The sequence below is a fragment of the Burkholderia sp. BCC1996 genome (assembly GCF_905339955.1).
Lineage (GTDB): Bacteria > Pseudomonadota > Gammaproteobacteria > Burkholderiales > Burkholderiaceae > Burkholderia.
Window position 1 is genome coordinate 386,106 of sequence record NZ_CAJPHM010000001.1, and the last position, 25,923, is coordinate 412,028.

Consider the following 25,923-nt stretch of genomic DNA (forward strand, 5'->3'; position numbering starts at 1 on the left):
CTGGGTGCCGATGCCCCGACCACCCCGCTCAGAACGTATAGCTGACCTTGCCGAACGCCGTGCGGCCGAGCGTGTTGTAGCCGTACGCGGTCATGTACTGACGGTCGAACAGGTTCGACAGCGTGGCGGACACCGTCAGGTGCGCGTTGATCCTGTACGACGCGCGCAGGTTCACGCTCAGGTACGACGGCAGGTACGTCGTATTGGCCGGATCGTCGAACGTCGTGCCGCCGTAGCTCAGCGACGCGCCCGTGCTCAGCGCGTGCAGATGGAATTCGTCCCACGTGTGGTCGACGTTCACGCTGACGGTCTGGCGCGGCCGACGGTTGAGCCAGCTGTCGTTGGTCTCGTCCTGCGGATTCAGGATCCCGATCGCGACGCTGACCGGCGTATAGCGGCCGATCGTGCCCTTGTACGACAGGTCGATGCCGCGGATATGCGCACGGCCGATGTTCATCGGCGAGAACGTCGCGGGGTTGTACGCGATCAGGTTGCTGACGCGCGTGTCGTAGATCGCGGCGCTGAACGTGCCGTATGCGGTGTTCGCGTCGAGCGCGGCCTCGACCGAATCGCTGCGTTCCGGGCTCAGGTCCGGATTGCCGTAGCCCGGGTAGTACAGATCGTTGAACGACGGCAGGCGGAACGCATTGCCGTACGACACGCGCGCCGTATAGACCGGCGTAATGGCCCACGACAGCGCGGCGTTGCCGGTGTTCACGGCCTTCCCGGCAATGATCTCGTGGCGGCCCGCGACGAACATCGTCACGCTGCCGAGCGTCGCCGACTGATGCAGCGAGAACGCGGAATCGTTGCGCGTCGGCACGCCGTCCGGCACGTCGACCGGCAGGAACGCCTGTTCGCGCGTGAAGTCGTACGCCACCTTCGTCTCGCCCGACAGCGGCAGGCCGAACAGGTGGAAGCCGTGCGCCTGATGGGTCAGCGACGTCGACGAGCTGATGCGCTGCGAGTTGATCTGGTCCGTCGGGATGGCCGGGTCGCTCGCGTACAGGAACTGGCGATCGTTCGCATAACCGAACGACTGGTCGAACTGCGTGTCGGGCGTGACGTCGAGATGGAACGCGAGGCCGGTCGTCAGCTGATGATCGAGCTCGCGGTTCGCAAAGCCGGCGTTGTCATAGGACAGGTCGGAGCGGTGGTACAGCGCGAACGTCGAGATCGACCAGTTGTCGCGCGCATAGCCGAGGCGCGCATCGAGGTCCTGCGCGTGATACGGATTGCGGCCGTCTTCGTGGTAGGGCAACACGGGCCGCGTTGCGTCGATGCCCGCCGTGTTGTAGTCGTGCAGGCCGAGCGTGTAGGTGAGGCCACCCAGCGCGGCGAGCGGCCCCGTCGACGGCACGGTGCCCGACGTGCGCAACTGCGTGTCGAAGGTCTTGTTCGAGCCGCCGCCGAACGACACGGTGGTCTGGTTCGGCTGGCCGGCGGCGCGGCGCGTGAACAGCTGCACGACGCCGCCCATCGCGTTCGCGCCGAACGACGCGGCGGCCGGCCCCGAGATCACCTCGACGCGCTCGAATGCTTCGGTCGGCAGGTCGGCCCACGGCGCGATGCCGGTGGTCGGCGAGCCGATCCGGATGCCGTCGATGAACACCGCGACCTGGCTGGCCGACGAGCCGCGGATGCTGACCGAGGCCGACGAGCCCGGGCCGCCGTTCTGCGAGACGGTCACGCCCGGCAGCGTCGCGAGCGCCTGCGTGATGCTCGGGTCGCTCGGCGACAGCCGGTCGAGATCGGCGCGCGTGAGCACCTGCGTCGTCGCAAAGCGCTGGTCGAACGACTCGGGCAGATGCCGCGTGTCGGTCACGCTGATCGTCGGCAGGTCGGCGCCTTCGGCGGGTTGGGGCGGCTGCGCGGGCGGCATGTCGCCCGCGGCGTGGGCGATCGGGGAGAGCAGCGCCGTGGCGGCGGACGTGGCGAGAAGGTGGCGAAGATTCATGAGGCAGCGAGCGTGATCGTGTTGCAGGTACGGCGAGCGTAAGCGGGGGGGCGGCGAGTACCGCCTGGTTTTCGTTGGTCTATCGCGGGACCGGGCAGCGTGGGCGGCATTCACGCGTGTCGTCATGACACGTGCCGGACGACTTGGCACGGCACACGCGTGCGGACACGCGGCGCAGACTGGCCGCGCAACGGCACGATGCTTCCGGCGTGGAAGCGGAGGCGGAAAGATCGGACATCTGAAGGGTCCTGAGGTCGGGCCGTCCATGCAACGGGGCGACCGCCAAAGGCGGTGCTGGCGCATCGGGACACCCCGCCCGGTGCGGCTGCTTGGACCTCGGGTCGATGGCAGGTCTCCTGGCTCGCGGGTCGCGATTCGCACCGGCCTTCCCGGTTTCCCAGTGGCATGGGGTGGTGCGGATTCGCCGCTCACAGTTGCGGGGGCAGCCGCAGATTCGAGGCACGGCCTCTCCTGCGTTCCCTTTTGATCCCGTTCCCGGGAACCATCAGCGCGCAAGCGTAATGGCGAGCGCGCCGGTGCGTCAATTATCGAAGTGCGCAGGGATGCGAAAAAACGTCAGTGCTCGCCGGATGCTTTCGAAATCATTTCAATTCGAGACTTCGCACCGCGTTTCATGTCTGACGAAACGCACCGTCGGCGGCGCTGCAATCGCGCCGGAACCGGCTCGGCGCGATGCCCGTCCATCGCACGAACGCCCGCCGAAACGCTTCTTCGCCACCGAACCCGAGATGCGCGGCGATCCGCGCGACCGGCCAGTCCGACTCGCGCAGGCAGCGCCGCGCGACGTCGGCGAGGCACTGTTCGCGCAATGCGTGATAGCCGCTGCCTTCGGCCGCCAGCCGCCGCCGCAGCGTCGCTTCGCTGACGCCGAGCCATGTCGCCAGCGCCGCGAGCGCGGGCAGCGCCTGTTCGCGCGCGAGCGCCGCATCGAGAAAGCCGCGCACCTGCTGAGCCCATGACACGACGGCCGGCGCGGCATCGATCAGCCGAAACGGAAAATCGACGAGAAACGCGGCCAGCTCGCCCGGCTGGCGGATCACGCGCGCATCGAGCCGCACCGCGTCGAACGCGAAGCCGTAGGTCTTGCGGCCGACGTCGACCGGCGCGTTGAACAGCCCGAGCAGCGGCATCGCGTCTTCGCGGCGCGGATGGCCGAGCCAGACTTCGTCCGGCCGCAGCGGCTGCCCGATCAGCCAGCCGAACAGTTGCAGATAGCAGAACAGTCCCGTCAGGTCGACGAGGCACGCGGCGGGGCTGCGCGTGCGGCGCAGCGAATCCATCCGGAACGTCGCGCGTCCGTCGCGCACCGCGAGCGACAGTGCGCCGGCGCGCGGCGTCAGCATCTCGCAGAACTCGGCGGCGCAGCGGATCGCGTCGGCGAGCGTCGCGCAACTGAGGAGGCACCGGCACATCAGGTCGACTTCCTGCTTGCGCATCGGCGGATGGCCGTCGCCGCGCGCGACCTGCGCCTCGAGCCGCTCGATCGCGTCGCGGTACAGCGCGACGAAGCCGCCGGGTGTCGTCGTCGACGCAGCAGCAACGGCCGTCGGCGCAGGCCGTTGCGCCGGCGGCACGCCGCTGCGCGCCAGTTCGTCGAGCAGACGGGCACCGAAGCCCGGCAGCACGCGGCCGCGTGCCGGCAATGCACGCTGTTTCATATGTCTCCCGATCTGAGCGTTGCGACAGGGGCCGGTGAGCGTGCCGATAGGGGTTCGCCGGCCGCCGCCACGCAAGAATGCTATCCACGCCGGCCGCTTCCGGCCTCGCCGGAACGGCGTAGGCGGCCGGCATCGCATCCCGCCACGAACCACCCGAGACGACCCGCGAATGATTCAGATCGTAGACGAAATCACCCTCGCGCCCGAGCGCATTCCCGACGTTCTCGCGCTGCTGCGCGACCGCTATTTGCCGGGCCACGCGGCACGCGGACTGACGGCGGCCGGCCGCTGGGTGTCGCCGCCCGTCGCGGTGCCGGGGCAGCCGAGCACGCTGTGGCTGACGTGGCAGGTCGCCGATGTGCCGTCGTACTACCGGATGCGCGCGTTGACCGACGGCGACGTGGTTGCGTTCTGGATGGCCGTCGACGCACTGTGCGACGCCCGCCGCCGCCATGTGATGACGGATGCCGATGCGCCGCTGCCGGCCCTGACGGAGGTCGACCATGCGGCATGACACGGCCCAGATTTTCGTTTCGGCGACCGGCGATGCCGGCGCATTCGAGCACGCGTTGCGCGAAGCCGCGCAGGCGTTGCCGGGCGCGACCCGCGTGGCGCTCGCGCGCAATCTCGACGGCTGCTGGGGCGCGGGCGACTACACGCTCGACGTGCTGCGCGACGAACGGGCGACCGGCCACGCGCCGGATTTCGCCGCGCTGGCCGGCCTGCCGGGCGTCGTGCGGATCGACGGCGCGGCGTGTCATGCGATCGGCGGCGGCCTGCGCGAACCGGCGCTGCACGACGGCATATGGCGCACGCTGATGCTGCGCGTGCGGCCCACGGCCGCCGAAGCGCAGGTGCGCGATCTCGAGCGCGAACTGCTGCGCATGCCGGCATTCATGCCCGGCATCCGCAACTGGCGACTGAACCGGATCGTGACGCCGGGCATGTGGACCCACGTCTGGCAACAGGAATTCGCGCACGTCGGCGATCTGCTCGGCGAATACCTGTTGCATCCGTATCACTGGGGCTGGGTCGACCGTCGCTTCGATGCCGAAAGCCCCGACTGGACGGTCGAGGCGATCTCGCACGCGTTCTGTCCGCTCGCGTCGAGCCTGCTGGCCGACACGGCGGCGTGACGCGCGACGCGCACGCGACCCGCCGCAATGCAAACCACAACACCGGAGACACCACCATGCGAGCCTTGCTGATCGACCGCGTCGGCCATTCCGACGCGCTGCGACTGGCCGACGTTCCCGCCCCGAAGCCGGGCCCCGGCGACGTGCTGATCCGCGTCGCGTACGCGGGCGTCAATCCCGCCGACTGGAAATGCCGCGAAGGCTATCTCGGCGCGTTCATGCAAATGACGTTTCCATTCGTGATCGGGTTCGACGCGGCCGGTGTGGTGGCGGCGGTCGGCGACGGCGTCGAAGGTGTCGCGCCCGGGATGCGCGTGTTCGCGCAGACCGACGTCGGCGCGGGGCGCTGGGGCGCGTATGCGGAATACGTCGCGGTGCGGCACGACTCGGTCGTGCGCCTGCCCGACGCGGTCGGCTTCGCGGAAGCGGCCGCCACGCCGACGCCCGCGCTGGCCGCGTGGGCCGGCCTGTTCGACGACGGCGGGCTGCGGGCCGGGCAGACCGCGCTCGTGCACGGCGGCGCGGGCGCGGTCGGCACCTTCGCGATCCAGCTTGCCGCCCAGGCCGGCGCACGCGTCGTGGCGACGTGCTCGGCGCGCAACCGCGCGAGCGTCGAAGCGCTCGGCGCCGCGGCGAGCATCGACTATCGCGCGCAGGACATCGCGACGGCCGTGCGGGCGTGGGCGCCCGGCGGCGTCGATCTCGTGCTCGATGCGGTCGGCGGCGATACGCTGCCCGCCGCGCTCGACCTGCTGGCGCCGGGCGGCACGCTCGTGACCATCATGACGCTCGCGCCCGGCGATGCGCAGCGGCTGGCCGCGACGGGCGCGGAGGCCGCGCGGCGCGGGCTGCGCACCGCGATGACCTACAGCCGGATGCCGAGCGGCGCCACGCTTTCATCGATCGCCGAGCGGCTCGGCACGCGCGCGCTGCGCGTGCCGCGCTTCGACAGTTTTCCGCTCGAACAGGCGGCGCGCGCGCTCGACCTCGTTCAAACGGGCGACGCGAAAACCAAGTTCGTGCTGCACGTTGCGGATATCGCGGGCTGACGCATAACGACCCCGACACACCATCATCTACACCGGAGACATCATGACTGACCACCGAACCGCGACGCTCGCGGGCAAATGCGCGCTCGTGACGGGCGCGAGCCGCGGCATCGGCCGCGCGATCGCGCAGCGCCTCGCAGCCGAAGGCGCGACCGTCGTCGTGACGGCGCGCAGACTCACGCACTCGGCGACGACCGCCGGCACGCTCGCCGAAACGGTCGCGCTGATCGAACAGGCCGGCGGCCGCGCGATCGCACTCGCGGCCGACCTGTCGAATCCGGCCGAGCGCGATGCGCTCGTCGCGCGCGCGGCCGAGGCGGCCGGCGGCCTCGACATCCTCGTGAACAACGCGGGCGTGGCCGACTATGCGTGCGTCGACGCGATGCCGATGACGATGTTCGACGCGACGATCGAACACTACCTGCGCATCCCGTTCGCACTGAGCCAGGCCGCGATTCCGCTGATGCGCGCGCGCGGCGCCGGCTGGATCGTGAACGTCGGCTCGGTCACCGCGCTCGCGCCGCTGCGGCCGTTCGACGACTTCGCGCGCGCGGGCGGCGCGACCGTCTATGCGGCGGTCAAGGCCGCGCTGTCGCGTTTCACGCAGGGGCTCGCGGCCGAACTCGAAGCCGACGGCATCGCGGTGAACCTGGTCGCGCCGAGCACCGCGATCCGCACGCCGGGCGCGGCCCGCTATATCCCCGAAGGCTATCCGACCGAGGACGTCGCGTATCTGGCGGAAACCGCACTCGCGCTGTGCAGCCTGCCGGCGCGCGAGCGCACGGGCCTCGTCACGCACAGCCTGCATTTCCCGCTGTCGCAGGGGCTCGCGGTGCGCTCGCTCGACGGCCGCACGCCGTTGCCGCCGCCCGAGATTCCGGCGTACGCGCATCCCCATATCGACCCGGCAGGACTGTGACATGACGAACCCGATTCGCTTCGACGGCGGCACCGCCGTGATCACCGGCGCGGCCAGCGGCATCGGCAGCGGGCTCGCGCGCCACGCGGCCGCGCTCGGGATGCGCGTGGTGCTGGCCGACCTCGACCCGGCGAAGCTCGACGCATTCGCCGCGACGCTCGACACCGACGTGCTGTGCGTGCCGACCGACGTCAGCCGCCCGGAAGCCGTCGACGCGCTGGCCGACGCCGCCTGGCGGCGCTTCGGCGGCGTCGACCTGCTGTTCAACAACGCGGGCGTGATGGCGACCGGCTTCAGCTGGGAAATCACGCCGGAACGGTTCGAGCGCAGCGTCGCGATCAACGTGCACGGCGTGATGAACGGGATCCGCAGCTTCGTGCCGCGCATGCTCGAGCGCAACGTGCCGGCGCGCGTCGTCAATACCGCGTCGGTCGGCGGGTTCCTGCCGAGCCCGCTGATGTCGCCTTACTCGGCGACGAAATTCGCGGTGGTCGCGCTGACCGAATCGCTGTACGGCGAACTGAAGATGCTCGGCGCGCCGGTCGGCGTGTCGCTGCTCGCGCCGGGCCCGGTGCAGACGGGCATCTTCAACGACCCGTTCGGCGCCGCGCACGACCGGCCCGAAGTACAGGGCTTCGTCGATACGATGCGCGCGATGCTGAACGCGCACGGGCTCACGCCCGACGTGTTCGCGGCGCGCGCGTTCGACGGCATTCGCGACGGGCGCTACTGGCTGATTCCGCAGCCGGAGACGCTCGACGGTGCGCTGCAGCGGCGCACCGCGGACATCCTCGCCGCGCGCGATCCGTCGCTGCCGTCGTTGTGATGGCGTGACGCGGGCCGGCCGACCGACGCGGCCGGCTCACGCAGCGTGACCCGCGTTACATATGCATGCCGCCGTGCGTGCGGCCGCTCGGGTCGCCGCCGCGATCGGGCGGCGTATTGTTCTGATCGATCTTCGCGAGCACGAAGCCGGCATGCGGCAGCGCGGCGGGCGAACGGTGGGCTGCCTGCGCGACCGAGGCGTGCGGTGCGTGCAGCAGCGTGGCGGGAAAACCGGATGACGTCACGCCCGGTTGAGCGAACGCCGAAAGGGATGCTGCCGCGAGGGAGGCGGCGACGATCGCGTGCGTGTTCATGGTGACTCCTTCTTCACGACTGACTGCGGGACAACGCATTCAGTCTAGGGCGCGAAACTTAACGCGGCGTGAAGGAGCGGCGGCGCGCGGATGACAGGATGTTCATGCGGTCATCCGCGCGACGCGACGCATTACGCGGAGGCGGACACCAGCGCGCAGAAATTTTCGAGATCGACGTTGCCGCCGCTGATCACGATGCCGACGCGCTTGCCTTGCAGTTCGTCCTTCATCCGGCGCGCGGCCGCGAACGACAGGCAGCCGGTCGGCTCGACGACAATCTTCATACGGGTCGCGAAGAAGCGCATGCAGTCGACCAGCTCCGCGTCGGTCGCGGTCAGGATGTCGTCGACGTCGCGCCGCAGGATCGGGAACGTCAGGTTGCCGAGGTGCTGCGTCTGCGCGCCGTCGGCGATCGTGCGCGGCGTGTCGATATGGACGATCGACCCGGACCGGAACGATTGCTGGCCGTCGTTGCCGGCTTCCGGCTCGACGCCATACAGCTTCGCGTGCGGCGACAGCGCGCGCGTCGCGAGCGCCGTGCCCGACAGCAGGCCGCCGCCGCCGAGCGGCGTGAAGACCGCGTCGAGCGGCCCGACTTCGTCGAACAGTTCCTTCGCCGCCGTGCCCTGGCCGGCGATCACGTCCGCGTGGTCGTAGGGCGGCACCAGCGTGAGCCCGTGTTTTTCCGCGAGTTCGCGGCCGATCTGCTCGCGGTCCTCGGTATAGCGGTCGTAGGTCACGACGTTGCCGCCGTAGCCGCGCGTCGCGGCCATCTTCGCGGCCGGCGCGTCCTGCGGCATCACGATCGTCGCGGGGATGCCGAGGATGCGCGCCGACAGCGCGATCGCCTGCGCATGGTTGCCGGACGAGAACGCGACGACGCCGTGGCGCCGCTGCGTCGCGTCGAAGCGCGACAACGCGTTGAACGCGCCGCGGAACTTGAACGCGCCCATGCGCTGCAGGTTCTCGCATTTGAAGAACACCTGCGCGCCGAGCGCTTCGTCGAGCGTGCGCGACGTCATCACGGGCGTGCGGTGCGCGTGGCCATCGAGCCGTGCCGCGGCGGCCGCGACGTCGTCGTAGGTGGGGAGGGTCGGAGTGTTCATGAGTCGCTCGTCGGAAGAGTCAGTCAACTGGTAAGCGGGGCGCGCCGCGGGCACGCGTCATTTCGCATCGTTGTATACAGTGGCGCGCGACACGCCGAGGTGCTGCGCGACGATTTCCATCGCGCGGCGAACCTCGAGGAAGCCCTCCGCCTTCAGCGCCTGCATCAGCTCGCGGCGCTGGTCGGTCTTCAGCTCGCGCGGCGTGGTCGCGAGGCGCGTCGCGAACGCGTCGATGCGCTGCCGGATCGCGTCCGCGCCGGCCGGGTCGAGCGTTTCGGCGACCGGCGCGCCTTCGGTGCTGCAGAACTGGTTCAGCATCCCCTGGAAGCCGCGGAACAGCGTGACGTCCGCGTTCAGGCACAGCGCGGCCACGTAGCGGCCGCCCGAGTCCTTGATGCCGATCGATGTACTTTTCGCGGTGCGGCCGTCGGCGAAGCGGTTCGCGTAGTTCGCGAGCACCTGCGGGAAGTCGTCGTCCGCGATGCGGGCGAGCCCGAGTTCGGTCGCCGGATCGCCGATCGCGCGGCCCGACAGGTTGTTGTGGATCGCGAGGATCGCGTGCTCCGGCGTGCGCAGGTCGTGCACGACGACTTCGGTGAACGGCGCGAACATCGCGCCGAGCCCTTCGGCGATGCGCAGCACCTGCTCGATCAGCGATGCCTGTTCCGACTGCGGCCTGGGGCGGGGCGTGGTCATGCGCCGGCCTCGAGCGCGGGCGCGCCGGTCGTTTCCGGCCGCGTGATGTCGGCCAGCAGCGGGCGGGCGATCCGCACGTAGTCCGACGCGTCGAGCACGACCGAGCGGTCGAGGCGGCCCGCGTTGAACGCGATTTCGTCGTTGAGTTCGATAAGGGCAGGGTCGACGACGAGCGCCACGTTCGCGTCGAACACGAACGGCGGCACGGCGCCCATCACGCAGCGCGTGACCGCGGCGGCGAGTTCGGGCGGCGCGAGCGTCGCCTTGCGGCGGCCGACCGCGTCGGCGACCTTGCGGAAGTCGATCTTCAGGTGGCCGGGGATCACCGCGAGCGCGGTGGCGTCGCCGCCGTCCTTGAACGTGCAGAGCATCGCCTTCGCGCCCTGTTCGGGACGCGTGCCGCGAAGCGCGGCGATCGCGTCGGATTTGCCTTCGGCCGGGTGATCGAGCACGCGGAACCGCGCGCCCGAGGTGTTCAGCAGTTCGCACAGCGCGTCGAAGACGGGGTAGTCGCTCATGGGGTTCCAGGCAGGAGGGCGCGCATCGCGGTACGCGGGGACGGCGCCTGTCGGTTCGCCGTCGATGGATTGTCCAAGTATAGACGTTTTGTCATGTCGGTGGCAAAAGCGCGAAACATGAATTGCCGCGCCTGTCCTCCCACCAACTGCCGAAAGGCCGTTTCATATCGCGGAATGTGCGCCGAATTCCGGTCGCGTCATCTTCCCGCCGCTTGAAAACCTGTTTTGCATCGCAAAACGCGTTGCTTATCTCATTGAAAAACAAGCAGAATTTATATCTTATGTCTTATATAAGAGTTGCTCGACAGTGCGTCGCGCGGCGTTACCATTGAGTCCATGCAGTTCGCTTCGTCACACGGAGCGGGCACGCTGAACCCTTTACTCAAATGCGCTTCGTTCCCAGGAGATTGACATGTCCCAATATCAAGACGACATCAAGGCAGTGGCTGGCTTGAAGGAAAACCACGGCAGCGCGTGGAATGCCATCAGCCCCGAGTATGCGGCCCGCATGCGTGCCCAGAACAAGTTCAAGACGGGGCTCGACATCGCGAAGTACACCGCGAAGATCATGCGCGCCGACATGGCCGCGTACGACGCCGACCCGGCCAAGTACACGCAGTCGCTGGGTTGCTGGCACGGCTTCATCGGTCAGCAGAAGATGATTTCCATCAAGAAGCACTTCAACAGCACCGAACGCCGTTACCTGTACCTGTCGGGCTGGATGGTCGCCGCGCTGCGCTCGGAGTTCGGCCCGCTGCCGGACCAGTCGATGCACGAAAAGACCTCGGTCAGCGCGCTGATCCGCGAGCTGTACACGTTCCTGCGCCAGGCCGATGCGCGTGAACTCGGCGGCCTGTTCCGCGAGCTCGATGCCGCGAAGGACGCCGCTGCCAAGGCCGCGATCCAGGAAAAGATCGACAACCACGTGACGCACGTCGTGCCGATCATCGCCGACATCGACGCCGGTTTCGGCAACGCGGAAGCGACCTACCTGCTGGCCAAGCAGTTCATCGAAGCGGGCGCGTGCTGCATCCAGATCGAGAACCAGGTGTCCGACGAGAAGCAGTGCGGCCACCAGGACGGCAAGGTCACGGTGCCGCACGAGGACTTCCTCGCGAAGATCCGCGCGATCCGCTACGCGTTCCTAGAGTTGGGCGTGGACGACGGCATCATCGTCGCCCGTACCGACTCGCTCGGCGCCGGCCTGACCAAGCAGATCGCCGTGACCAACGCGCCGGGCGACCTGGGCGACCAGTACAACGCGTTCCTCGACTGCGAGGAACTGTCGGCCGACCAGCTGGGCAACGGTGACGTCGTCATCAAGCGCGACGGCAAGCTGCTGCGTCCGAAGCGCCTGCCGAGCAACCTGTTCCAGTTCCGCGCCGGCACGGGCGAAGCACGCTGCGTGCTCGACTGCATCACGTCGCTGCAGAACGGCGCCGACCTGCTGTGGATCGAAACCGAAAAGCCGCACATCGCGCAGATCGGCGGCATGGTCAGCGAAATCCGCAAGGTCATCCCGAACGCGAAGCTGGTGTACAACAACAGCCCGTCGTTCAACTGGACGCTGAACTTCCGTCAGCAGGCATATGACGCGCTGAAGGCCGCGGGCAAGGACGTGTCGGCCTACGACCGCGCGCAGCTGATGAGCGTCGAGTACGACGAGACCGAACTGGCCAAGCTCGCCGACGAGAAAATCCGCACGTTCCAGGCCGATGCATCGCGTGAAGCCGGAATCTTCCATCACCTGATCACGCTGCCGACGTACCACACGGCCGCGCTGTCGACCGACAACCTCGCGAAGGAATACTTCGGCGACCAGGGCATGCTCGGTTACGTGGCCGGCGTGCAGCGCAAGGAAATCCGCCAGGGCATCGCGTGCGTCAAGCACCAGAACATGTCCGGCTCGGATATCGGCGACGACCACAAGGAATACTTCAGCGGCGAAGCAGCGCTGAAGGCGGCGGGCAAGGACAACACGATGAACCAGTTCTCGTAATCGTCATACCCGCTGCACGACGCCAACCCGTTCATGACGGGTTGGCGTTTTTTTTATCCGCGTTTTATCCGCGCACCGCCTTCACGACGTACTGGCTCGTCGGCACTACGTCGATCTTGTCGAAATCGATGAAGCGCCCGCAGCTGTCCATCATCTCCGCCACGTTGCGCTGGAATTTCTCCTCGTCACCGACCGCATCGAAGAACGCGTATGGATCGGTCATCGCCGCGGCCGGGAAGCACTCCTCGACGATCGCGTCGTAGCCGGGCGCCGCATGCGTGAGCGCGCGCACGACCACGTTCTGCACATACAGGAAGTTATCCTGAGTATCGATCGCGACGCGCGTGTGATGGCCGTGCCACACATCGAGCCACGCTTCGTGCGTGAGGCGCGGCGGGCGCTTCAGGAACGCGAGCTGCGAGAAGCCGCTGGTGCGCTCGCCGGGCCGCGCGGGAAAGCGCGTGTTCGGAATCGGCTGCGATTCAGTGACGAGATACGCGGCCATGTGCGGGACGACCGCGCGCACCGCGTCGTCGAACGGCTGGCGGAACATCGGGTTCGCGCTGTCGATCCACACCGCGACGATCCCGTCGATGCCCGGATGCGTGTTGGTCTGCTTCAGGCCGGCGGCCGGCGCGACATCGGCGTCGGCGACGTTCACCTGCACGCCGTGCGCGCCGAGCGACAGCAACCTGTCGGCGAGTTGCGCGCGCACGCTGCGGCTCCACGGCTCGGGCGTGGCCTGCGCGTCGCGCCACAACACGTAAATGACTTTCTCCATTGCTCCGGCTCCAGGGGGGAATGACGGGATCGGCGGCGCTGCCGCCGGGTTTCAGGAAGCGTTGACGGCCGAATCGGCCGGGCGCGTTGCGTCGTGCGCGTGCGGCGCGAAGCGGTTCGCGGTCAGCGTGAACGACGGCGGAATCGGCGACGTGACGGTTTCGAACAGGCGCTCGTGGCGTGTCGCGTGAATGCGCCACGCGCCGTCGCGCTTCACGTACTGGTCGTCGTAGAACGCGGCGCCGTGCATCAGGTAGTTTTCCTCGAGATTGATCGCGTGATCCTCGAGAAACCACACGCCGCACGCGTGATCGGCGGACACCAGCGTGAGCTCGGGGTGATGGCCGTGATGCATCGTCAGGAAGGTCGGCTTGCCGATCAGCGCGCGCAGGCTCGACACGAACGCGTCGCGGCCGTCGTACGCATAGCGGCCGCCTTGCAGCCGCACCTCGCAATCCTCGGTCACGCATTGTTCTAGCAACGCCCAGTCGTGCGTGTCGATCGCGCGGAAATACCGGTACTTCAGCTGGCGGATCTGCTCGTACTCGTAGAGCGTGCGGGTCGTCTCGTCCATCGCCGTGTCTCCGTGGTGGTGTCGTCCGATGGTAGGAACGAAGCCGCCTGCGTCACATCGTCTGTTCGGACGAACGCCGCGACGGCCGCGACCGCCGCATTCACCGCCGTCGATACGAACCCTCGGTTTCATCCAAACAGGTGATGGCCGGCCATTCGTGCGGCTGTAACGTGGCGTCGACGCGGCTTCGATCCGCGCACACGAGACCAAGGAGACGGCATGACCCCGATCGAACGAATGGAAGTGCGCGTGCGCAGGCTCGAGGACGCCGACGCTATCCGCCAGCTGAAGGCCCGCTATTTCACGTGCTGCGACCGGAAGGATCCGCAAGGGATGCGCGACTGCTTCGCGCCCGGCACCGTGCACATCGACTATGGCCGGATCGGCACGTTCGAGCATCGCGACGCGCTCGTCGACGTGTTCGAGCGGCTCGGCTGCCACCCGCACATCGTCGAGATGCACCACGGCGTGAATCCGCACATCACCGTGTTCGACGACACGCATGCGCGCGGCACGTGGGGGCTGCATTACCAGATGCTCGACACCGATGCGCGCACGCTCACGCAGCTGGGCGCGACCTACGACGACGAATACCGGAAGGTCGACGGCGAATGGAAGATCGCGGCCACGCGCTGCGTCGTCACGTCGACGCTGTCGGCCCGCTACGATGGCGATGCGCCGGGCGTGCTGTTCGCCGGCGCGCAGCCGCCTGCCGCATAACGAAACGACGCGCGCTCCCCGCGCCGGTCGAGAACATTCCCCCAGGAGACATCGAACATGACACAGAACCACGAGACGCCGGTCGCGGTCGTGACGGGCGCGTCGCGCGGCGCGGGCAAGGGCATCGCGCGCGCGCTCGGTGCGGCCGGCATGACCGTCTACGTGACGGGCCGCTCGCAGAACGAAGGCGATGCGCCGCTGCCCGGCACGATCCACGAGACCGCGCGCGAGATCGACGCGCTCGGCGGCCGCGGGATCGCGGTCGCGTGCGACCACGCGGACGACGCGCAGGTGAAGGCGCTGTTCGAGCGTGTCGAACGGGAAAGCGGGCGGCTCGACATCCTCGTCAACAACGCGACGTACCTGCACGACCAGCTGATCCTGCCGGGCCCGTTCTGGGAGAAGTCGCTCGACCTCGTGAACATCCTCGACGTCGGGCTGCGTTCGGCCTATGTCGCGAGCTGGCATGCCGCGCCGCTGATGGCGAAGCGCCGCAGCGGGCTGATCGCGTTCACGTCGTCGTTCGGCGCGAGCTGCTACATGCACGGCGCCGCGTACGGCGCGCAGAAATCCGGTGTCGACAAGTTCGCGAAGGACATGGCGGTCGACCTGAAGCCGTTCGACGTCGCGGCCGTGTCGATCTGGATGGGGCCGCTGCGCACCGAGCGCACGACGCGCGTGTGGGACGAGCATCCGGACCTCTACAAGGAATTCTCGCTCGTCGCAGAAAGCCCGGAGTTCACCGGCCGCGTGATTCACGCGATCCACGCCGATCCGCAGCGCATGGCGCTGTCGGGGCAGGTGCTGGTCGGCGCGGAAGCCGCGCTGCAATACGGCATTGCCGATCTCGACGGCAAGCAGCCGCCGTCGTATCGCGAACTGCTCGGTGGCCCTGTGCAGGCGCATCCGGCAATCGTCGCTTAAGGAGCGCGCATGGGCATCCTCAAGGGCAAGGTCGCGCTCGTGACGGGCGCGGGGCAGGGCGTCGGGCAAGGTGTCGCGCACGCGCTCGCGGCCGAAGGCGCACAGGTCGCCGTGGTCGGCCGCACACGCGACAAGCTGGTCGCGACGTGCGATGCGATTCGCGCACGCGGCGGGGTCGCGGAGCCGTTCGTGTGTGACGTGATGGACGCCGCGCAGATCGCGCAGTGCGTCGATGCTGTGGTCGAGCGTTTTCGCGGCGTGCAGATCCTGATCAACAACGCGCAGGTCGTGCCGCTCGGCCGCCTGCTCGACGTGACCGACGCGGATTTTCTCGCGGGCCTCGAATCGGGGCCGATCGCCACGCTGCGGATGATGCGCGCGTGTCATCCGCATCTGAAGGGCGATGGCGTGATCGTCAATTTCGCATCGTCGGCCGCGGTGCGCTGGGACACGTCGGGTTACGGCGCCTATGCGGCAACCAAGGAAGCGATTCGCGCGCTCACGCGTGCGGCGGCATGTGAATGGGGCGCCGACGGCATCCGCGTGAATGCGGTCGCGCCGCATGCGCTGTCGCCGGGGCTGAAGGGCTGGGTCGACGCGAACCCGGACGAGGCCGCCGCGTTCTTCCGCACGATCCCGCTCGGCCGCGTCGGCGACTGCGAGCAGGACATCGGGCGCGCGATCGTGTTTCTCGCGAGCCGCAATGCGGCCTACCTGACGGGCGCGACGCTGCCGCTCGACGGCGGGCAGGCGTACTGGGGCTGACGGCTGGCGCGGCATCGCCGCGTCGTCGTCAGCTCGTGATCGGCCGCGCACCGGCGCGCAGCCGGGCGTGGCGGCCAGCAAACGGAACCGGAACCGGAACTGAAATCGAAACGCATCGAAGAGAGAACGACATGAGTCGACTGGAAGGAAAGGTAGCGATCGTCACGGGCGGCGCGCGCGGAATGGGCGCGGCGACGTGCAGGCTGTTCGTCGAAGAGGGCGCGCGCGTCGTGATCGCCGACGTGCTCGACGCGGAAGGCGAGGCGCTCGCGCGCGAGCTCGGCGACGCCGCGCGCTTCATGCGGCTCGACGTGGCCGACGAAGCGAACTGGCAACGCGTGGCCGACGCGACCGTCGAGCAGTTCGGCCGTATCGACGTGCTCGTCAACAACGCGGCGGTGCTGATGTTCGGCGCGATCACCGAGTTGTCGAAGCGCGATTTCGAGCGTGCGGTGTCGATCAATCTGGTCGGCACGTTCGTCGGCATCCATACGATCGCGCCGCGCATGACCGCGCAAAAGCGCGGGTCGATCGTCAATATTTCGTCGGTCGACGGGCTGCGCGGAGTGAACGCGCTGGCCGCCTACGTCTCGAGCAAATGGGGCGTGCGCGGGCTGACGAAGGTGGCGGCGCTCGAACTCGGCCACCAGGGCGTGCGCGTGAATTCGATCCATCCCGGCGGCGTGAACACCGCGATGTCGAATCCGACCGGCGCGCCGCTCGACGAAGTCAACAAGCACTACACGCACGTGCCGCTGCAGCGCGTCGGTTTGCCTGAAGAAATCGCGCGCGCGACGCTGTTTCTCGCGAGCGACGAAGCGTCGTACTGCAACGGCGCCGAACTGTCGGTCGACGGCGGGATGGCGGCGGGCGCGTATTACCCCGGATTGCCCGGCGCGCCGTTTTGAGCGGTAGCGTACACAACGCGTGCGCGACGGATGTTTGTGTACGCAACCTAATTCAGGGTTTGCCTGAGTAGCGAAAACGCGAATTCGGACGGCGACGGTTCGGGTGCATCGCATGCGAACGCGTCGCGCCGATTTTGCGCTTTTGCGAAACCCTTGCCGGACGGACGTTCCAGCCGTTTCGTCCCCAAAGCGCACAAGGCGGCGCAGAAAAAAGGACTTCCCCGCAAGCGGCGTGCCGGCGCGTCGACACAGTTGTTTCTTGTTGCAACGCAACGCCACCCCAATAACGGCGATGGTATGCTGGCCGATATGGAGTTGTACGGCAGGTTGCTTGCATGGCGAAACTCGCGTTCGCACACTCATACGAGACATCACATTCTCTCGCCCGCATCGCGGCATCGACACGCGCTCCGCTCGCGCGTCCCGCCTTGCGCGTCGCTTCAACCTGCGCTCCGACCGCATTCCCCATCTCGCGGGCTCGCCCCGCATCCCCCATCCCCGCCCAATAATCTGGAGACATTCCCATGTCGCAAAACTCTTTGGCCGAAGCGACGCACGGCCCGCTGATCGCTCCCCCGGCATACGTCAAACCTCGCAAGCTGATCGACTGGGTATCGCGGATCGCGGCGCTGACGGAGCCCGAGCGTGTCGTCTGGTGCGACGGCTCGCAGGAAGAGAACGACGCGCTGTGCCAGGCGATGGTCGACCAGGGCACGCTCACGCGCCTGAACCCGGCGAAGCGCCCGAACTCGTATCTCGCGCAGTCCGATCCGTCCGACGTCGCGCGCGTCGAGGACCGCACCTTCATCTGCACTGAGTCGCCTGACGACGTCGGCCCGACCAACAACTGGATCGCGCCGGAAGAAATGCGCGAGACGCTGAACGGCCTGTTCCGCGGCTCGATGCGCGGCCGCACGCTGTACGTCGTGCCGTTCTCGATGGGCCCGCTCGGTTCACCGATCGCGCACGTCGGCGTCGAGCTGTCCGACAGCCCGTACGTGGCCGTGAACATGCGGATCATGACGCGCATGGGCCGCGAGGTGTATGACGTGCTCGGCGAGGACGGCGAATTCGTGCCGTGCGTGCACAGCGTCGGCCATCCGCTCGAAGCGGGCCAGCAGGACGTGCCGTGGCCGTGCAACCCGGTCAAGTACATCGTGCATTTCCCCGACACGCGTGAAATCTGGAGCTTCGGCTCCGGCTACGGCGGCAACGCGCTGCTCGGCAAGAAGTGCTTCGCGCTGCGCATCGCGTCGACGATGGGCCGCGACCAGGGCTGGCTCGCCGAACACATGCTGATCCTCGGCGTGACGTCGCCGGCCGGCAAGAAGTATCACGTCGCGGCCGCGTTCCCGTCCGCGTGCGGCAAGACCAACTTCGCGATGCTGATCCCGCCGCAGGGCTTCGACGGCTGGAAGGTCACGACGATCGGCGACGACATCGCGTGGCTGAAGCCCGGCCGCGACGGGCGCCTGTATGCGATCAACCCGGAAGCCGGCTTCTTCGGCGTCGCGCCGGGCACCGGCGTGAAGACCAACCCGAATGCGATCTCGACGCTGAAGGAGAACGTGATCTTCACGAACGTCGCGCTGACGGAAGACGGCGACGTGTGGTGGGAAGGCCTGACCGACACGCCGCCCGCGAAGCTGACCGACTGGCAAGGCAACCCGTGGACGCCGGAGATCGGCAAGGAAACGGGCCGCAAGGCCGCGCATCCGAACTCGCGCTTCACGGCGCCGGCGTCGCAATGCCCGTCGATCGACGCGGACTGGGAGAACCCGGCCGGCGTGCCGATCGACGCGTTCATCTTCGGCGGCCGTCGTTCGACGACCGTGCCGCTCGTGACCGAGGCGCGCGACTGGGTCGAAGGCGTGTACATGGCCGCGACGATGGGCTCCGAGACGACCGCCGCCGCGGCCGGCCAGCAGGGTGTGGTGCGCCGCGACCCGTTCGCGATGCTGCCGTTCTGCGGCTACAACATGAGCGATTATTTCGCGCACTGGCTGAAGCTCGGCAAGCAGCTCGAAGGCGCGGGCGCGAAACTGCCGAAGATCTACTGCGTGAACTGGTTTCGCAAGGACGCGAACGGCAAGTTCGTGTGGCCGGGCTTCGGCGAGAACATGCGCGTGCTGAAGTGGATGCTCGATCGCCTCGAAGGCAACGGCGGCGGCGGCGAACATGCGTTCGGCGTGTCGCCGGCGTATGACGACCTGCACTGGAACGGGCTCGACTTCACGCGCGAGCAGTTCGAGGCGGTAACGTCGATGAACGCAGCCGAATGGCGCGAGGAACTGAAGCTGCATGCGGCGCTGTTCGACACGCTGAAGCTGCGTCTGCCGGCGGAGTTGACCGAGACGATGAAGAACATCGAACAGCGTATCGGCGGCTGACGATGCGAGTCGAAGTCACGCAGTAACGACGTAACGACGTTGTGGCACGAACGTCCTGCCGCCGGCATGCATCGCCGGTGGCGGGACGTTTTCGTTTCTGCTTCGTTTCAGCGTTGCGCGTGCAACGCCGGCCGTGCGCTTACGCGCCGCACTGCGCGACCACTTCGTTCACCGCGCGCTGCACGTCGCCGCGCCGGTAGCGCAGCAGCGCGATATCGGCCGGGTCCGGCTCGTACGCCACGACGTTGCCGCGCCCCGTATAGATCGCGATGTCCGGCAGCAGCGGATGCTCCTGGTCGAGCGACGGCACCGACTGCGGATTGCCGGCCGCGCGAAAGAACGCCGCGAAGTAGTCGGCGAAGCTCAGGTTCTCGTCGCCGACGAGATACGCCTTGCCGGATTCGCCGCGCTGCAGCACGCCCCAGATCGCTTCCGACAGCGATTGCGTCGAGATGAAGTTGCTGCCGCCGGCCGGCCCGTACACCGGCAGCCCCGCGAGTTTGCCCTGCGCGTAGCCCGTGTACGCGGCGAACATCTCGTTGCGCAGCCCCGGCACCGAGCCGACCACGAACGGCGCATTCACGCTGCACGCCGCGAACGATGGCGACGCGAGCGCGCGCACGCGTTCGTCGGCGAGATGGCGCGAGCGCACGTACGGCACCGTGTCGACGAGCGCCGGCGCGACCTGCGGATAGAAGCTGCCGACCAGCACCGCGCGCTTCACGCCCGCGTCGCGCGCGAGCGCGAAGAAGCGCGGCACCGCGTCGACGTTCGCGCGTTCCCAGTGCGCGGCTTCGTCGGTGCCGGGCGGCAGGTGGCGAATGTCGTTGCCGGCCGCGAACACGACCGCGTCGAACGGCGCGAGATCGTCGCGCGTGAAGTTGCCGGCGACGTAGTCGCGCAGCAGCACGTCGAATTGCGCGAGCGCGCTGCCCGGCGCGGGCGGCTTGCGCGCGGCGAGCGTCACGTCGTTGCCTTGCGCGCGCAGATGCAATGCGGCGTGGCCGCCGATGAGGCCGGTACCGCCGATGATCAGGATTTTCATGGTGTCTCCGGTGGCGGCGCCGCTGCGCCGCTTGAATTGAACCGACGATTGAACGGACGAATCCGTGCGGAACGTCGCTCAGAAATTGAAGCCGTTGCCGGTGACGACCGGCATGTTGGTCCAGAATCCGTTCGGATCGCGATACCAGCCGGCCGCCGCGAGTGCGCCGCCGTCGACGTGCAGCGTCGTGCCGGTGACCCATGCGGCGAGCGGGCTCGCGAGGAACAGCGCGGCGCCCGCGATGTCGCCGGCCACACCGAAGCGCCCGAGCGGAATCCAGCGCGGGATGTGCTCGCGATGTTCGGCCGCGACCATCGCGCTGACCGGCACCTGCGGCGTCTCGGTGGTCTCCGGCGCGATCTGGTTCACGCGGATGCCGGCCGGCCCGAGTTCGAGCGCGAGGCTTTTCGTGAAGCCGGTCAGCGCGGCCTTGAACGACGCGTACACGGTGCAGTTCGGAATCGCGCGAAAGCCCTCGATTGACGACACGCCGACGATGCTGCTGCCCGCGCCGCGCTTGCGCAGCAACGGCAGCATCGCGCGCGTGACGACGAACACCTGGCGCAGGTTCACGTCGAACAGCCGCGCGATGTCGTCGTCGGTATGGTCGTCGAACGGTTTCGCGATCTGCAGGAAATCGCCGACGTTGTTGACGAGCACGTCGAGCCCGCCGTAGCGGGCGTCGATCGTCCGCGCGAACGCGTTGACCTCGTCGCGGCGTGTGACGTCCACGGTGCCGACCAGCGCGTCGACGCCCGCGGCTTCGAGTGCCTGACGCACGTCCTGCGCGCGGGCGGGATCGACCTCGGCCACCACGACCCGCGCGCCCGCCGCGCCGAACGCTTGCGCGCACGCGCGGCCGATGCCCGCGCCGCCGCCGGTGACCAGCACGGTCTTGCCGGAAAAGGAAATCATCGGAACGCTACTCCTTCGAACGGAAAAGCCACGCGCCGCATCACAGCGACGCAACCAGTTGCGCGTTGTCGATCCGCAGCTCCGCGCCGTTCACGAAGCGCGATTCGTCGGATGCGAGGAACAGCACGAGATTCGCGACGTCCTGCGGATCGCACATGCGTGCCATCGGATCGTTGCCGATGCCGAGATCGGCCGGATCGAGGCCGGGCATCAGCGCCTGCGTCATCGGCGTCCAGATGCCGTCCGGATGGATCGAGTTGCAGCGGATCCGGTAGCCGCTGCGCTTGCAGTGGACGGCGACGCTGCGCGCGAGCGCCGTCACCGCGCCTTTCGAGCCGGTGTACGCGCACATCATCGGCAGGCCGCCGAGCGCGGCGACCGACGACATCATCACGATCGAGCCCGGCGTGTCGTTGTGCTTCATCGCGCCGATCGCGTACTTGCAGCCGAGAAAGTAGCCGTCCGCGTTGACACGCAGCACGCGTCGCCAGGTATCGAGGCTCGTGTCCTCGATCGAGCCGACCGGGCAGATCGCCGCGTTGTTGACGAGCACGTCGAGGCGGCCGAAGCGCTCGAGCGTCGACGCGATCGCGTGCCGCCAGCCGTCTTCATCGGCGATGTCCTGATGGACGAACAGCGCGGTGTCGCCGATCTCGCGCGCGAGTGCGCGGCCCGCATCCTCGTCGATGTCGGTGAGCACCACGCGCGCGCCTTCGGCGGCGAGCAGCAGCGCATCCGCGCGGCCGACGCCGCTCGCCGCGCCGGTGATCAGCGCGACCTTGTTTGCGACTCGATTCATGTCCGGTCGATTTCCTGTGACGTTGAAAGAAGGCGGGCGCTCATGCGGCGCCCGGCGCACGGCCGGCCTTGACCGCGTCGAGCGCGGCCGAGCCGTAGATCTGCGCGATGGTGGCGTCGACGCGAGGGTTGGCGCGCAGCTCGTGGCCGCCGTCGACCGCGAAGCTCTGGCCGGTGACCCAGCCCGACTCGGGGCCGGCGAGATAGCGCACCGCGTGCGCGATCGCTTCCGGCTCGCCGAGTGAGCCGAGCGGAATCTGGTCGAGGAAGCTGTCGACGAGCGCCCGGTTGTCGAACATCGGCGCGGTGGCCTCCGAGCGCGTGAGGCCCGGCCGCACCGCGTTCACGCGGATCCTCGCGCCGGCCAGTTCCTCGGCGGCCCCGCGCACCAGCGCTTCGAGCGCGGCCTTCGCGGTGCAGTACGCGGTCAGCCAGCGGAAATTGATCTGCGCGGCCGTCGACGAGATGCAGACGATCGTGCCGCCGCCGCTGTCGGCGAGCCGCGGCGCGGCGTGGCGGATCGCGGCGAACGCGCTGTTCAGGTTCAGCTCGATTTCCGCGCGGAAGCTGTCGGCGTCGTGCATCAGCAGCGGCCGGAACCCGGCGCCGCCGACGGTCGGCACGACGATGTCGAGCCGGTCGTCGAGCGCCCACGCGGTATCCAGCGCCGCCTGCAGGTCGCCGTCGTCGCAGGCGTCGCCGGCATGGATCGCGACGCGGCTGCCGGGCAGCGTGTCGGTCAGGTGCCGCTGCGTGCGTTCGAGTGCATCGCGGCGGCGGCCCATCAGCACGACGGCCGCGCCATCGGCGGCAAGCGCGTGCGCACAGGCCGCGCCGATGCCGCCGGCGCCGCCCGTGACGAGCGCGGTGCGGCCGGCGAGGGGAAGGGATGCGCGCATCGTTCAGCCCTCCAGCGGCAAGTCTTGCGACCAGTCGACGTGCAGCGTGCGCGCGGCGAAGCGCCACGTGCCGCCGTCGAACACGCAGCGGTCGCGATAGCGCAGCCCCCAGTCGAGCTTGCGCTTCACGCCGTCGCGCACGTACACGTGGCACGCGAGGCAGTAGGTCTCGACGTCGGCCTCACCGCCGTCGAGCGTGGCGAGCTGGTTGTGCACGTGATGCTGGGTGGTTTCGTAGCGCTCGATCACGCGCATGCCGGCGACGATCGCATCGCGGTCGTCGAAACGGAAACCGGGGCCGTCGAGCTGGGCGTCGGCGGTGAAGAGGGTGGCGAGGCGCGGCCAGTCGCGCCGGTCGACGGCCTGCGCGTAACGGCACGCGAGTTCGTACAGCGCGTGGCGGGGATTCGAATCGGTCATGCGGTACTCCCGTGAATGAACGGAAAGACTCGGCCGCGCCGCAAGCGCGGACGCGACGGCATTGCGACGTCGACCCGCAGGTTCGCATCCGGCCGCGCGATCCTCATCATCCATACGGAGCAGGGGCACGATCAGGGAAAACACCGGCGCGACAGCCGTGCATCGTCCGATGGTGCGATGCGGCGGCGAACGCGCGGCGCGTGCCCGAAGATCGCGCGCCCCGTCACGACGGGCTGCGGTACGCGGTTTTCCGATCGTGGCGCCGCTGCCACCGCTCGGCGATGCTGCGGCGCCGCACGTCGCGTCAGCGCCGCTTCGCGTTTGCCCCTAGTCGAAATGGACGATGGCCGGCGGGCCGGCGCTGGCTACCGTGCAGTCATCCGGTGCGGTTGCCTGTTTGCCTGAGGCCAGTGCGCCGGACACGAACCGCGATAGCGGCCAACCGGAGGGGACACGATCATGAGACTGACGACTCGCAAGCTGTGCGTATTGGCGATGGGTGCGTTCGCGGCGATGGTGATCGCGCGATATGGCGCTGATCAGGTCCCGGCGCCGCCGTATGCGGCCGGCATCCTGCAATGCCGCTCGCTCGATGCGAACGGCCTGCCGACCGGTTGCGTGCCGATCGATCCTTCGCGCTTCGGTTTCGCCGCACTGCGCGGCATGTGACGACGGCGCGGCCGCGCGCCGCGCCGACTCGATGTCACGTTGACGCCGTCACGATGCGACGGCGACCGGGTGGACGGCGTTCGCGCAGCGCAGTGTCGCGGCGCGGCGCGCTCGCGGCAGTTCGTCCGGCGTGTGCATGCCCCCGGCTTGGCTCGCCGCTGCCGCTCGATTTCCCCGTCGACGACGCGGCGTTCGCGTGCCTGCGATCGCTCGCATCGACGACGCGCCGGCCTGCCGGGCCGGCCGCGCAGCGCCCGGACCACCGCCTTTCACCGAATCCCTTCACGCAGACCCTTGCCTCCATGTCATCCGAATACTCCCTCACTCGCCCCCTGAACGTCCGCGACGTCCATCGCTGGGACGCCGAACACGACGTCGTGATCGTCGGCTTCGGCGCGGCCGGCGCGTGCGCGGCGATCGAAGCCGCGAGCGCCGGCGCCGACACGCTGATCGTCGAGCGCGCGTCGAGCTACGGCGGCACGAGCGCGCTGTCCGGCGGCGAAATCTACCTCGGCGGCAGCGGCGGCACGCCCGCGCAGCGGCAGGCCGGCTTCAGCGACGACACCGAGGACCTGTACCGCTACCTGATGCTCGCGGGCGGCCGCGACGCCGACGAGGCGAAGGTGCGCCTCTATGCGAACGAGAGCCTCGCGCATCACGACTGGCTGGTCGCGCAGGGCATCACGTACAAGAACACGTTCATTGCCGAGAGGATCGTCGAGCCGGAAACCGACGACTGCCTGATCTGGTCGGGCAGCGAGGAGGCCTGGCCGTTCAGCGAGAGCGCGAAGCCGTGTCCGCGCGGCCACACGCCGCAATGGCCGGGCTGGGGCGGCGGGCAGATGCTGATGCGCGTGCTGGCCGAGCGCGTCCAGGCGCTCGGCGTGTCGACGCGCTACGACACGCGCGCACAGGCGCTGATCGTCGACGATGCCGGCGCGGTGCGCGGCGTCGTGCTGCGCGCGTACGGCGAGACGGCGTTCATGCGGGCGCGTCGCGCGGTGATCCTGTGCGCGGGCGGCTTCGCGATGAACCGCGACATGGTGCGCCGGCATGCGCCGCAGTTCCTGCGCTCGGCCGAACCGATCGGCAGCCCCGGCGACGACGGCTCGGGCATCCTGCTCGGCCAGAGCGCCGGCGGCGCCGCGATCCACATGGATCAGGGTTTCGTCAGCCTGCCGTTCTACGCGCCCGAATCGCTGATCCGCGGGATCTTCGTGAACGCGCGCGGGCAGCGTTTCATCAACGAGGACGGCTATCACGGCCGCACGGGCCACCACGCGTTCCACCAGGCCGACGACCGGATCTACCTGCTGGTCGACCAGGCGACCTACCAGGAGCCGCCGGACATTGCGCGGATCGGCATCGCGGCGGCCGGCGAGACATGGGACGAAGTCGAGCGCGACCTGCAGATGCCGGCCGGCACGCTGACGGCGACCGTCGACGTCTACAACCGTCACGCGGCCGAAGGCGTCGATCCGCTGTTCCACAAGGCGAAGAAGTGGCTCAAGCCGCTGATCGAGCCGCCGTTCGTCGCGCTCGATTGCCGGATCGATTACGCGTTCTATCCGCATTTCACGCTGGGCGGCCTCGATACGCTGCCGACCGGGCAGGTGCTCGACGCGGCGCGCACGCCGGTGGCGGGCCTCTATGCGGCCGGCCGCACGACCTGCGGGCTGCCGCGCTGGGGCGCCGGGTACAGCTCGGGGCTATCGCTGGCCGATGCGACGTTCTTCGGCCGGCAGGCAGGTCGTCATGCCGCAAGTGCGGCGAGCGACGCGTTGCACGGCGTCGCGTAGCGTCGCCTGCGCGGAGCACGGATCGCGGAACGCAGAACGCAGAACGCAGAACGCACACGGCAAAACACGACGCCCCGGGCAACCGCGTTGCACCGGGGCGTCGTCGTTTCAGCGAGGCG

General features: G+C 68.7%; 26 protein-coding genes and 1 riboswitch. Of the genes, 13 read left to right on the plus strand and 13 right to left on the minus strand.

Features of this window, described 5'->3' with window-relative positions; genetic code table 11:
• Positions 1-28: 28 nt before the first annotated feature.
• Together U4Z64_RS01715 and U4Z64_RS01720 are read right to left on the minus strand one after the other, a co-directional pair.
• On the minus strand, positions 29-1,957 hold the full coding sequence (locus tag U4Z64_RS01715) for a TonB-dependent receptor domain-containing protein (RefSeq protein WP_321819065.1): 1,929 nt from the start codon (positions 1,955-1,957) through the stop codon (positions 29-31).
• A 328-nt stretch (positions 1,958-2,285) separates the two neighbouring features.
• A riboswitch (cobalamin riboswitch) is annotated at positions 2,286-2,479 on the minus strand.
• 110 nt (positions 2,480-2,589) lie between these two features.
• Positions 2,590-3,636 (minus strand): helix-turn-helix transcriptional regulator, encoded by a 1,047-nt coding sequence (locus U4Z64_RS01720; RefSeq protein WP_321819066.1) that lies wholly within the window; start codon positions 3,634-3,636, stop codon positions 2,590-2,592.
• Between the two features lie 169 nt (positions 3,637-3,805).
• On the opposite strand from U4Z64_RS01720, the gene U4Z64_RS01725 reads away from it, so the two are divergent.
• The 5 genes from U4Z64_RS01725 to U4Z64_RS01745 are packed head-to-tail and all read left to right on the plus strand — an operon-like array spanning position 3,806 to position 7,566.
• Positions 3,806-4,150 (plus strand): hypothetical protein, encoded by a 345-nt coding sequence (locus U4Z64_RS01725; RefSeq protein WP_321819067.1) that lies wholly within the window; start codon positions 3,806-3,808, stop codon positions 4,148-4,150.
• Positions 4,140-4,772 carry a Dabb family protein gene (locus tag U4Z64_RS01730; RefSeq protein ID WP_321819068.1) on the plus strand — a complete coding sequence of 211 codons (633 nt, stop codon included), beginning with the start codon at positions 4,140-4,142 and terminating at the stop codon, positions 4,770-4,772. Before U4Z64_RS01725 ends, U4Z64_RS01730 begins: the two co-directional genes overlap by 11 nt.
• Positions 4,773-4,828: 56 nt before the next feature.
• A complete protein-coding gene (locus tag U4Z64_RS01735; RefSeq protein ID WP_321819069.1) occupies positions 4,829-5,821 on the plus strand; it encodes an NADP-dependent oxidoreductase in 993 nt (330 codons plus the stop codon).
• Positions 5,822-5,864: 43 nt separating this feature from the next.
• The gene (locus tag U4Z64_RS01740) at positions 5,865-6,740 is read left to right on the plus strand and encodes an SDR family NAD(P)-dependent oxidoreductase (RefSeq protein WP_321819070.1); all 876 of its coding nucleotides are present in this window, start codon (positions 5,865-5,867) and stop codon (positions 6,738-6,740) included.
• A 1-nt stretch (position 6,741) separates the two neighbouring features.
• On the plus strand, positions 6,742-7,566 hold the full coding sequence (locus tag U4Z64_RS01745) for an SDR family NAD(P)-dependent oxidoreductase (RefSeq protein ID WP_124522869.1): 825 nt from the start codon (positions 6,742-6,744) through the stop codon (positions 7,564-7,566).
• 55 nt (positions 7,567-7,621) lie between these two features.
• Here the strand turns inward: U4Z64_RS01745 and U4Z64_RS01750 are convergent, their stop codons facing one another.
• The 4 genes from U4Z64_RS01750 to U4Z64_RS01765 form a co-directional block, all read right to left on the minus strand.
• Positions 7,622-7,879, minus strand: coding sequence for a hypothetical protein (locus U4Z64_RS01750; RefSeq protein ID WP_321819071.1), 258 nt, complete (start codon positions 7,877-7,879; stop codon positions 7,622-7,624).
• A 131-nt stretch (positions 7,880-8,010) separates the two neighbouring features.
• Complete coding sequence (locus U4Z64_RS01755) at positions 8,011-8,985, minus strand: threo-3-hydroxy-L-aspartate ammonia-lyase (RefSeq protein ID WP_321819072.1); 975 nt, start codon at positions 8,983-8,985, stop codon at positions 8,011-8,013.
• 57 nt (positions 8,986-9,042) lie between these two features.
• Positions 9,043-9,681 (minus strand): transcriptional regulator, encoded by a 639-nt coding sequence (locus U4Z64_RS01760; protein ID WP_321819073.1) that lies wholly within the window; start codon positions 9,679-9,681, stop codon positions 9,043-9,045.
• Positions 9,678-10,199, minus strand: coding sequence for a YbaK/prolyl-tRNA synthetase associated domain-containing protein (locus tag U4Z64_RS01765; RefSeq protein WP_321819074.1), 522 nt, complete (start codon positions 10,197-10,199; stop codon positions 9,678-9,680). Before U4Z64_RS01765 ends, U4Z64_RS01760 begins: the two co-directional genes overlap by 4 nt.
• 412 nt (positions 10,200-10,611) lie before the next feature.
• Between U4Z64_RS01765 and U4Z64_RS01770 the strand changes: the two genes are divergently transcribed.
• Positions 10,612-12,198 (plus strand): isocitrate lyase, encoded by a 1,587-nt coding sequence (locus U4Z64_RS01770; protein WP_044844609.1) that lies wholly within the window; start codon positions 10,612-10,614, stop codon positions 12,196-12,198.
• 64 nt (positions 12,199-12,262) lie between these two features.
• Here the strand turns inward: U4Z64_RS01770 and U4Z64_RS01775 are convergent, their stop codons facing one another.
• Both U4Z64_RS01775 and U4Z64_RS01780 read right to left on the minus strand, forming a co-directional pair.
• Positions 12,263-12,979 (minus strand): EthD domain-containing protein, encoded by a 717-nt coding sequence (locus tag U4Z64_RS01775; RefSeq protein WP_321819075.1) that lies wholly within the window; start codon positions 12,977-12,979, stop codon positions 12,263-12,265.
• A gap of 51 nt (positions 12,980-13,030) precedes the next feature.
• Complete coding sequence (locus tag U4Z64_RS01780; protein WP_321819076.1) at positions 13,031-13,552, minus strand: nuclear transport factor 2 family protein; 522 nt, start codon at positions 13,550-13,552, stop codon at positions 13,031-13,033.
• 219 nt (positions 13,553-13,771) lie between these two features.
• Between U4Z64_RS01780 and U4Z64_RS01785 the strand changes: the two genes are divergently transcribed.
• The 5 genes from U4Z64_RS01785 to U4Z64_RS01805 all read left to right on the plus strand — a co-directional run bounded on the left by U4Z64_RS01785 (position 13,772) and on the right by U4Z64_RS01805 (position 19,259).
• Positions 13,772-14,272, plus strand: a complete 501-nt coding sequence (locus U4Z64_RS01785; RefSeq protein WP_321819077.1) for a nuclear transport factor 2 family protein — start codon at positions 13,772-13,774, stop codon at positions 14,270-14,272.
• Positions 14,273-14,329: 57 nt separating this feature from the next.
• Positions 14,330-15,196: an SDR family NAD(P)-dependent oxidoreductase gene (locus tag U4Z64_RS01790; protein ID WP_321819078.1), complete on the plus strand. Its 867-nt coding sequence runs from the start codon at positions 14,330-14,332 to the stop codon at positions 15,194-15,196.
• 9 nt (positions 15,197-15,205) lie between these two features.
• Positions 15,206-15,961: an SDR family NAD(P)-dependent oxidoreductase gene (locus U4Z64_RS01795; protein ID WP_321819079.1), complete on the plus strand. Its 756-nt coding sequence runs from the start codon at positions 15,206-15,208 to the stop codon at positions 15,959-15,961.
• Between the two features lie 131 nt (positions 15,962-16,092).
• Positions 16,093-16,869, plus strand: a complete 777-nt coding sequence (locus U4Z64_RS01800; protein ID WP_321819080.1) for a glucose 1-dehydrogenase — start codon at positions 16,093-16,095, stop codon at positions 16,867-16,869.
• A 524-nt stretch (positions 16,870-17,393) separates the two neighbouring features.
• Positions 17,394-19,259: a phosphoenolpyruvate carboxykinase (GTP) gene (locus tag U4Z64_RS01805; RefSeq protein WP_321819081.1), complete on the plus strand. Its 1,866-nt coding sequence runs from the start codon at positions 17,394-17,396 to the stop codon at positions 19,257-19,259.
• A gap of 139 nt (positions 19,260-19,398) precedes the next feature.
• On the opposite strand, the gene U4Z64_RS01810 is transcribed toward U4Z64_RS01805, so the two are convergent.
• The 5 genes from U4Z64_RS01810 to U4Z64_RS01830 form a co-directional block, all read right to left on the minus strand.
• A complete protein-coding gene (locus U4Z64_RS01810; RefSeq protein ID WP_321819082.1) occupies positions 19,399-20,304 on the minus strand; it encodes an NAD-dependent epimerase/dehydratase family protein in 906 nt (301 codons plus the stop codon).
• 78 nt (positions 20,305-20,382) lie between these two features.
• Positions 20,383-21,219, minus strand: a complete 837-nt coding sequence (locus tag U4Z64_RS01815) for an SDR family NAD(P)-dependent oxidoreductase (RefSeq protein ID WP_415750546.1) — start codon at positions 21,217-21,219, stop codon at positions 20,383-20,385.
• 40 nt (positions 21,220-21,259) lie between these two features.
• Positions 21,260-22,018, minus strand: coding sequence for an SDR family oxidoreductase (locus U4Z64_RS01820; protein ID WP_321819083.1), 759 nt, complete (start codon positions 22,016-22,018; stop codon positions 21,260-21,262).
• A gap of 40 nt (positions 22,019-22,058) precedes the next feature.
• Positions 22,059-22,916: an SDR family NAD(P)-dependent oxidoreductase gene (locus U4Z64_RS01825; protein ID WP_321819084.1), complete on the minus strand. Its 858-nt coding sequence runs from the start codon at positions 22,914-22,916 to the stop codon at positions 22,059-22,061.
• 3 nt (positions 22,917-22,919) lie between these two features.
• Entirely contained in the window at positions 22,920-23,336 is a 417-nt protein-coding gene (locus U4Z64_RS01830; RefSeq protein ID WP_124570846.1) for a nuclear transport factor 2 family protein, read from the minus strand.
• 459 nt (positions 23,337-23,795) lie between these two features.
• Here U4Z64_RS01830 and U4Z64_RS01835 point away from each other — a divergent pair, with 459 nt between their 5' ends.
• Both U4Z64_RS01835 and U4Z64_RS01840 read left to right on the plus strand, forming a co-directional pair.
• A complete protein-coding gene (locus U4Z64_RS01835; protein WP_044844596.1) occupies positions 23,796-24,005 on the plus strand; it encodes a hypothetical protein in 210 nt (69 codons plus the stop codon).
• Between the two features lie 302 nt (positions 24,006-24,307).
• The gene (locus U4Z64_RS01840) at positions 24,308-25,804 is read left to right on the plus strand and encodes an FAD-dependent oxidoreductase (protein ID WP_321819085.1); all 1,497 of its coding nucleotides are present in this window, start codon (positions 24,308-24,310) and stop codon (positions 25,802-25,804) included.
• The last annotated feature ends 119 nt before the right edge of the window (positions 25,805-25,923 follow it).